General features: G+C 73.5%; 4 protein-coding genes. All 4 read left to right on the forward strand.

Annotation, left to right across the window (positions count from 1 at the left end; genetic code table 11):
• Positions 1-3: 3 nt before the first annotated feature.
• Genes K8556_RS24160 through K8556_RS24175 form a run of 4 tightly spaced genes read left to right on the forward strand, consistent with a single transcriptional unit; the run spans position 4 to position 6,530 of the window.
• Complete coding sequence (locus tag K8556_RS24160; protein ID WP_223742433.1) at positions 4-3,045, forward strand: zinc-ribbon domain-containing protein; 3,042 nt, start codon at positions 4-6, stop codon at positions 3,043-3,045.
• A 1-nt stretch (position 3,046) separates the two neighbouring features.
• Entirely contained in the window at positions 3,047-4,306 is a 1,260-nt protein-coding gene (gene purD / locus K8556_RS24165; RefSeq protein WP_223742434.1) for a phosphoribosylamine--glycine ligase, read from the forward strand.
• Positions 4,303-5,415 (forward strand): LptF/LptG family permease, encoded by a 1,113-nt coding sequence (locus K8556_RS24170; RefSeq protein WP_223742435.1) that lies wholly within the window; start codon positions 4,303-4,305, stop codon positions 5,413-5,415. The genes purD and K8556_RS24170 overlap by 4 nt, the downstream gene beginning before the upstream one ends.
• Complete coding sequence (locus K8556_RS24175) at positions 5,412-6,530, forward strand: LptF/LptG family permease (RefSeq protein WP_223742436.1); 1,119 nt, start codon at positions 5,412-5,414, stop codon at positions 6,528-6,530. The genes K8556_RS24170 and K8556_RS24175 overlap by 4 nt, the downstream gene beginning before the upstream one ends.
• The last annotated feature ends 388 nt before the right edge of the window (positions 6,531-6,918 follow it).

Below are 6,918 nucleotides of genomic sequence, written 5' to 3' on the forward strand. Positions count from 1 at the left end.
TTCATGCGCATCGTCTGCCAGAAATGCGCGGCGGCCTACGCGATCGACGATCGGTTGATCACGCCCAAGGGTGTCCGCGCGCAGTGTCCCCGCTGCCGTCACCTCCAGCTCGTGAAGCGGGAGGCCTCGGCCGCGTCCGCGACGGCTCCCGCTGAAGGGGCCGTGCCCGCCGCCGCCGAGCCGAAGCCGCTCGCGCGCGAGCCCCGGAGCAATCCCGCCGCCGCGGCCCGACCGCAGGAGGCCCCGGCCGCACCGAAGGCGGCTCCGAAATCGGACCTCTTCGGGGACTTCGGCGAGATGCCGGAGCTGGGGCCGCCGGGGAGCGTGGACCCGTTCGCGGACCTGGGGCCGCCCGCGTCGCAGGTCTCCGGAGGGCTGCCCTCGGACCCGTTCGCGAATCCGGGCCCCTCCGCTGCCAGGGCCGCTCCCGCCGCAAGCCCGGGCCCGTCCGCTGCCAGGGCGGCGCCCGCTGCAAGCCCGGGCCCGTCCGCTGCCAGGGCGGCGCCCGCCGCGAACTCGGGCCCATCGGCTCCTCCGGCAGCTCCCAGGCCCGCGCCCGCCGCGAAGGCCGGACCGCCGGTGCCCGACGCGCCCGCGACGCCCGCGTCCGCGGCGGATCCGCTGCTCGATTTCCTGGGCCCGCCGCCCGGAGGCCTGGAGCCGGAAGCCGCGCCCGCGTCCGGACGGGCCTCCTCGCCTCCCTCCGGAGCGGTATCGCTGGGCCGCCTGTCCCGCGCGCCCGCGCCGGTCCTCCCGAAGCCGGAGTCGCACACGAACTGCCGCTCGTGCGGCAAGGACCTGACGGACCCCTTCGACCAGGCCCTGGGCATCTGCGAGGACTGCAAGCAGCGGGAGGCCTCGTTCCCCCGGGAGTCCACGGTGCTGGTGGCGCCCGAGGTGGCGCCGCCGCCGTCCGACGGCGGCCTGGTGGAGCTGCCCGTGATGAGCGGCCTGGACTCCGCCGCGTCCGGAGACGAACCCCGGTCCGAGGGCGCCACGGCGCTGGCGACGGACTCGCGCGTGAGCTCGGTGAAGCCCGCGCGCACGTCGCACATCACGGCCGCTCCAGTCCGCAGCGCGCAGCGTGGTGGCGGCGGAAGCCGTGCGGGAGTCTTCGGCCTGCTGGCGCTGGCGGTCCTGGGGGCCGGGGGCGCGGGCTACTACTTCCTCGTGCACAAGCCGAAGCAGGAGCAGTTGGCCCGGGCCGCGCAGACCCCCGCTCCGGCGGCCGTGCCGCAGGAGGTGCTGGCCGCGGTGGGCCGGTGGAAGCTCCAGTTCCTGGAGCTGGAGGGCACCAGCGCGGAGCACCTGGCCGCCGGCCGGAAGCAACTGGAGCTGGACCAGCGCGTCGCCTACGCGGAGGCCGAGGAGTCCTTCCAGCAGGCGCTGCTGCTCGACCCCCACAGCGCGGACGCCATCGCCGGGTACGTGCAGGCGCTGGCGCTCGGGCGCGGTCCGGGCATGGACGACAACTCCTTCCAGGAGGCGCGCGAGCTCATCCAGGCCGCGAAGGGCATGGCCGGGGAGACGCCCGCGCTGCTCGTCGCGCACGCGAACCTGCTGCTGGCGCGCTCGCGTCAGCCCGGCAACCTGGAGGAGGCGGCGCGGCTGGCGACGGAGGTGCTGTCCCAGCCGGAGGCCGCGGACGCCTACAAGGCGGAGGCGCACCTGGTGCTGGGCCGCTCCCACGTGGCCACGTCGCGCGAGCTGGCGAACCAGGAGTTCGACGCCGCGCGGAAGCTGGCGCCGAAGCTCCAGCGCGTGGACTACTACAGCGCGCTCGCGCACGAGCAGGCCGGCCAGTACGGGCTGGCGCTCAAGCAACTGCGCCAGCGGATGGAGCTGGATCCCCAGGACTGGAACAGCCTGGAGGCCGCCGCCCGCATCTACGTGGAGGTGGGGGAGACCGCCCGCGCGCGCAAGCTGTACGAGGACCGGCTGAAGGCGAAGGCGGGCGATGTGCGCGCCTCCCTGGCGCTGGCGGTGCTGCGCTACCAGGCGGAGGGCAACGCGCGCGAGGCAGTGCGCGCCCTGAAGGACCTGACGAAGAACGCGTCCCGCTACGGCCCGCGCGACGCCTCCGAAATCTGGAGCCATCTGGCCGCGGCGGAGCGCACGGCGGGCAATGACGCCGGTGCGGCGACCGCGGCGGCGGCGGCCCTGAAGGTGGTGCCGGCGATGCCGGAGGCCCACCTGCAGTGGTTCATGGTGGCGCTGGCGCAGAAGGACGCGGCCCTGGCCCGCGAGCACCTGAAGGGCTTCCAGGGCCGGCTGCAGGACGCCGCGCTGGAGAAGGTGCTGGAAGGGCGCGTGCACCTCTTGGAAGGGGACGTCGCCGGAGCCCAGGAGCGCTTCCAGCAGGCGGTGCGGCTGGACGAGCGCCGCATGGACGCGAAGCTGCTGGAGGCCGTGGCGGCGGCGAGCGCGAAGAAGCGCGACGAGGCCTTCCGCCTGTTCTACCCGGTGCTGGAGGCGCGCGAGTGGGACCCGCTGCGGCTGGCCCCCCGGCCCGCGCTGTCGCGCTTCTGGCTGCGGCCGGGCGACACGCTGGTGGGCGTGGAGAACGTGGTGAAGTCCCTGGGCGACCGTCCGGAGGACGTGCAGCCGCTGCTCTACGAGGCCCTGGTGCGCTTCCATCAGGGAGACCGGCAGAGCGCGGAGCGGCTGCTGCACTCCGTGGTGGACGTGAACGAGAACAACGGCGGCGCGCAGGCGTACCTGGCGCTCATCGCGCTGGAGGCGAAGGGCTCGCAGGCCCGGGGCCTGGCGGAGCGCGCGGTGCGGGTCGAGCGCGGGCTGCCGGTGGCGCGTCTGTCGCTGGGGCTCGCGCAGGCGTCGGCCGGGGACGTGGCGAGCGCGATGCGCACGTTGCAGTCCGCGTTGGACGTCGCGCCGAAGATGCTGTCCGCCCAGACGAAGCTGGCGGAGCTGCTGATGACGTCGAAGCCGAAGGAAGCGCGCGCGGTGCTGGAGAAGGTGGTGGGGCTGGACCCGGCCTACTTCCCGGCGAAGAAGCTGCTCTTCAAACTGGACGAGCGAGGTTGACGTGAAGGTCCTGTTGCTGGGGTCGGGCGGCCGCGAGCACGCGCTCGCGTGGAAGCTGGCCCAGAGTCCCCGTCTCTCGCGGCTCCTCGTCGGTCCGGGCAACCCGGGCACGGCGCGCTGGGGCACCAACGTGCCCTTGCAGGCGGACTCGCCGGAGGCGGTGGTGTCGCTGGCGCGCCGCGAGCGTGTGGACCTGGTGGTGGTGGGCCCGGAGGCGCCGCTCGTCGCGGGCGTCGCGGACGCGCTGGCGCAGGTGGACATCCCGTGCTTCGGCCCCGTCGCGGCGGCCGCGCGCATCGAGGGCTCCAAGGCCTTCGCCAAGGAGGTCATGGCGGAGGCGGGCGTGCCCACCGCGGCCTTCCGCGTCTTCACGGACGCGGCGGAGGCGGAGGCGTACGCCCTGGCGCAGGGCCGCATCGTGGTGAAGGCGGACGGCCTGGCCGCGGGCAAGGGCGTCATCGTCGCGCCGGACGCGACGGCCGCGCGCGACGCCGTGCGCGCCGTGGCCCAGATGGGGCAGGCCGGCCAGCGGATGGTGCTGGAGGAGCTGCTGGAGGGCGAGGAGGTCTCGCTCATGGCCCTGTGCGACGGCGAGCGCTACGTGCTGCTGCCGCTGTCGCAGGACCACAAGCGCGTGGGTGAGGGCGACACGGGCCCCAACACCGGCGGCATGGGCGCGTACTGCCCGGCGCCGTTCCTCACGCCGGAGCAGTTGGCGAAGGTGGGCGAGCAGGTCATCGCGCCCACGCTGGCGGTGCTCAAGAAGCGCGGCACGCCGCTGCGCGGGGTGCTGTACGCGGGGCTGATGCTCACGGCGTCCGGCCCGAAGGTGCTGGAGTTCAACGCGCGCTTCGGCGACCCGGAGACGCAGGTCCTGATGATGCAGGTGGACGAGGACCTGCTGCCGCTGATGGAGGCGTGCGCGAAGGGGACGCTGGAGCCCCGGACGCTGAAGCAGTTCCCGGGCGCGTCGGTGGGCGTGGTGCTGGCGGCGGAGGGCTACCCGGAGGCGCCGAAGAAGGGCGCGCGCATTGAAGGCCTGGACGCGGTGGCGTCGAACGCGCCCGTGTTCCTGGCGGGCGTGGCGAAGCAGGACGGCGCGCTGGTGACGGCGGGCGGCCGGGTGCTGACGGTGTGCGCCCGGGGCGACAGCCTGGCGACGGCGCGCGAGCGGGCCCTGGAGTCGGCGGACGCCGTGCGCTTCGAGGGCAAGCACTTCCGCCGGGATATCGGCGCGCGGGGGCTGCGGGCGCGGCCGTGAAGCTGCTGGCGCGCTACCTGCTCAAGGAGCTGCTCGTCCCCCTGGGTGTGTGGGTGGCGTTCATGTTCCTGCTGCTGTTCGTGATGCAGTTCCTGCGGGGCACGGACGTGCTCCTGGGCTCGGCGGTGACGCTGGTCGACCTGGGCCGGCTCATCGCGTACCTGGCGCCGCACTTCCTGGTGATGGCGCTGCCCATCGCGTTCCTGCTGGCCATCCTGCTGGGCCTGGGGCGGCTGGGCGAGGACCGGGAGCTCACGTCGCTGCAGGCCCTGGGCATCAGCCCCATCCAGTTGCTGGCGGCGCCGCTGGGCGTGGGCATCGCGCTGAGCGCGTTCATGGTGCTGCTCACGTCCACGGTGGAGCCGTGGGGGCTCACGGGCGTGAAGGACCTGGTGGGCGAGGTCATCCAGAAGAACGTCGCGGGCGACGTGAAGTCCGGCGTCTTCTACGAGGACCTGAGCGACCTGACGCTGTACGCGCAGAAGGTGGCGCCCAAGGGCGGCGGGTGGACGAACGTGCTGCTGCACGACGACCGCGACCCCAGCTCGCCGCTGCTGGTGCTGGCGCACAAGGGCAGCGTGGGCACGTCTGAGCGGGGCGAGGCGCTGCGGATTGAGTTGAAGGAAGGCGAGGTGCACCGCGCCAACCGCTCCTCGGTGGACGCGAGCGTCGTCGCCTTCGAGAAGGCGGAGATCAACGTGGGGCTGGGCGGGTCGCTGTCGCGGCGCAACCGGTTCCGCTCGCCGAAGGAGGAGCTGACTCCGGCGGAGCTGCTGGCGGCGGCGAAGGACGCGGAGGAGCGGCGCGAGGACGCGCGGCCCTTCCTGATGGCGCTGCACAGCCGCATGGGCAACGCGGTGGCGCCGGTGGCGTTCGCGCTGCTGGGCACGCCGCTGGCGATTGGCCGCAGGCAGGCGGGCCGCGCGTGGGGCTACCTGCTGACGCTGGGCGGCTACGTCCTCTACTACCTGCTGAGCCGCGCCTTCGAGCAGATGGGGCAGAAGGGCCAGTTGCCGGTGTTCGTCGCGGGGCAGTTGGCGAACGTGCTCTTCATGGCGGTGGGGGCGTTCGCGCTGTACCGCGTGACGCGTTCGGGGACGGTGCGATGAAGGGCACCCTCTTCCGGTACGTGGTGGGCGCGTACGTGCGCTACACGCTGGGCATCCTGGCGGGCGTGGTGGCGGTGTTCCTGGTGGTGGACTTCGTGGACCGCGCGAAGGCCTACGGCGGCGAGGGCTGGGTGTGGGACGTGCTCAAGCTCTACGGCTACAAGGCGCTGGTGACGGTGCAGCAGTTGGGGCCGGCGGCGCTGCTGCTGGCGGCGGGCACCACGGTGTCGGCGCTGCGCAAGAAGGGCGAGGTGACAGCGCTCCGGGCGCTCACCTTCGGGCCGGCGGCGCTGTACCTGCCGGTGGGCGTGTGCGCGCTGGTGGCGTGCGTGGGGCTGGTGGCGTTCGACGAGACGGTGGCCGCGCGGGCGGGCCGGCGCGTGGATGAAATCACCACGCAGCGCTTCAACCGGTGGGGCGACTGGCGGATGTACTACACGCCGAAGCAGTGGTTCCGGCGAGGGGACTCCATCTTCTTCCTGCGAGGCGGCAACCCGCAGGAGGGCTTCGAGAACGTCTCCATCTTCACGCTGACGCCGGAGTTCAAGCTGCGCCGCCGCGTGGACGCGGGGCGGATGCGCTCGGTGGAGGGCAACCTCTGGGAGCTGACGGACGTGGTGGAGCGCACGTTCACGGAGGACGGGCGCACGTCCGTGACGCAGTTGCCCACCGCGGAGTACGAGCTGGGCGTGGGCGCGACGACGTTTCGCATCCGGCCGGGCCGCCCGGAGCAGATGCGCCTGGGAGAGCTGGGCGAGCAGATCGTCGCGCGAGCGGAGGTGGGGCTCGCGACGAAGGCCTTCCAGCTCGCGTGGCACAACCGCTTCGCATACCCGCTGGCGGGGCTGCCCGCGGCGCTGCTGGCCGTGGGCCTGGCGCTGCGGACGAACCGCAGAGGCCACCTGACGGCGGCGGTGGTGGAGGGGCTGCTCATCGCCGTGGCGATGTGGGGCCTGATGGTGGTGTCCCGCACGCTGGTGCTCACCGAGCGGCTGGCGCCCGCCGTCGCGGCCTGGCTGCCCACGACGCTGCTGACCCTGGTGGCGGCGGCCCTGTGGCTGCGCCGCGAAGGGCTGCTGCACCTACCGCGCCGTAACGCCACGCGGCAGGCCTGAGCCCGGAGGCACCCGCGCGGGCCCGGACCGCTCAAAACCTGTCCGACAGTCGGACAGGTTCGCGCAGGCCGCCGCGCAGGTCCCCGGAGCGGCCGAGACGTCCCAGAACCTGTAGGACAGTCGGACAGGTTTCCGCGACCCGGACGTCGCGCGGGTCCCCAAGGCGGCCGAGACGTCCCAAAACCTGTCGGACAGTCGGACAGGTTCGCGCAGGCCGCCGCGCGCCGAGACGTCCCAAAACCTGTCGGACAATCGGACAGGCTTCCGCGACCCGGACGCCGCGCGGGTCCCCATGGCGGCCGAGACGTCCCAAAACCTGTCCGACAGGAGGTCTGCGCGGAATAGCGAGGCCAGTTGGCCGGCTGCCAAGCGACAAGGGGGACAGGAG

The organism is Corallococcus sp. AS-1-12 (assembly GCF_020036995.1).
GTDB lineage: Bacteria > Myxococcota > Myxococcia > Myxococcales > Myxococcaceae > Corallococcus.

Bases quoted from the DNA above. Each gene is read 5' to 3' on its own strand.
- K8556_RS24160 (WP_223742433.1), top strand. From the start codon at position 4: ATGCGCATCGTCTGCCAGAAATGCGCGGCGGCCTACGCGATCGACGAT.
- K8556_RS24175 (WP_223742436.1), top strand. From the start codon at position 5,412: ATGAAGGGCACCCTCTTCCGGTACGTGGTGGGCGCGTACGTGCGCTAC.